We start from the raw sequence: 1,324 nt of genomic DNA on the forward strand, positions 1-1,324 counted from the left end.
CCATCAGGGCCATCAGGGCCATGAACCCCTGGTTCGAGGTGGCGGGGTTGGAGAGGGCATAGAACAGCTTGCCCGCGCCAGCAGCCTCGGTGATGGTCTTCCAGGTCACCTTGGCGGCGACCTCTGGCCGGTCCCAGCCGAGCGCCCGGGCAGCCGATTCGCTGACTCCCACCGCGATCGGCGAGAGCATGATTTTTTCCTGCAGTTTGACGCGGCTCTGGCCCTGGCTGTCGCTGAGCAGGTATTTGGCATTGGCGAACCAGGCTGCGGCGGCATTGGCGTGCCCGGTCAGCACCGCTTCAGTGCTCTCCATCGTGCCGCCATAGCGGAACCTCAGATTCACGCCGGTGGCCTGCAAGGCCATTTTCTCCAGCGCCTGGGCATCCTTGAGGTCACTGGTGGCGAGCACCTCGAACACCGGCGCCGCATGGCTGGCGGGTGGTAAGGCCGGGGCAGGCGAGTCCTGCTTACCACAAGCGCTCAGGATGGCAAGCAAGCCGGCCAGCAAGGCAATCCTCAAGCAGATCTTCATTTCGCCATCTCCCGGGTCAGTACCTCCACCATCTCCGACATCAACTCGTAGGCCGGCGGGTCGATGACCTGGTTGATGCGCTCCTGCACCGCCAGTCCCGAGGGTTTGACGGCGGCCGTGAACAGACCGGGGTCGGCGACGCGCAGACCGTATTCGACCGCAATCCTTTGCAACTCGGGGTTGCCGGCCAACTCGGCCTGCACCGCGCGACCGCGCGTGCTGGTGGCGAGCAGGACAAATTTGTTGACGATCGTCGGTTCGGGGTACATCAGCACCATGTCGGGCTGAATCGCCTTGCTTCGGTGCAACGCATGACCGACGATCTGATATTCGTAGATGAAGGCCAGCGGCGCCTTGCCCATGCCAATCTGCACATAGTCGTCGAAGTTGCCGTTGACGTAGTTCTCCTGGTAACCCTGGCGCTTGAACAGCCCGGCCAACTTCTCGGCCGCGGCACTCGCGCTGGCGCGGTCGGTTACCACCTCGCCCAGCAGCGCATGGCTGACCAGTGCCAGATACATGACCGCCGAATTGCTCTTGCGCACATCGGTGGTGGACACCAGAACCCCCCGGTTGACTGCAAAAGCCTCTGCCGCCTTGAGATCGCTCCAGCGCTTTCTGGCCAGCATCGCCGCTACCAGGCGCTCCATGTTCAGTGCATAAACGCGCTCGCCGCCGGGTCTGGCGATGCCATTGGCCACCAGGATCGCAGCAATCGGCTGCCAGCTCGCCACCACCATCGGGCTGTTGAACCTATTTTCCTCAGTTGAACGATCCAGATCTGTTGCAAAC

1 protein-coding gene and 1 pseudogene are annotated in these 1,324 nt (G+C 62.8%); both read right to left on the minus strand.

Annotated elements, in window-relative coordinates; all coding sequences use genetic code 11:
• A pseudogene (locus tag CAPSK01_RS09660) lies at window positions 1–508 on the minus strand (hypothetical protein); the annotation flags it as partial.
• A 20-nt stretch (window positions 509–528) separates the two neighbouring features.
• A partial coding sequence (locus tag CAPSK01_RS09665; RefSeq protein WP_273703427.1) for a hypothetical protein occupies window positions 529–1,324 on the minus strand: 796 nt, incomplete at its 5' end.

It is taken from the genome of Candidatus Accumulibacter vicinus, assembly GCF_000584955.1.
Taxonomy (GTDB): Bacteria; Pseudomonadota; Gammaproteobacteria; order Burkholderiales; family Rhodocyclaceae; genus Accumulibacter; species Accumulibacter vicinus.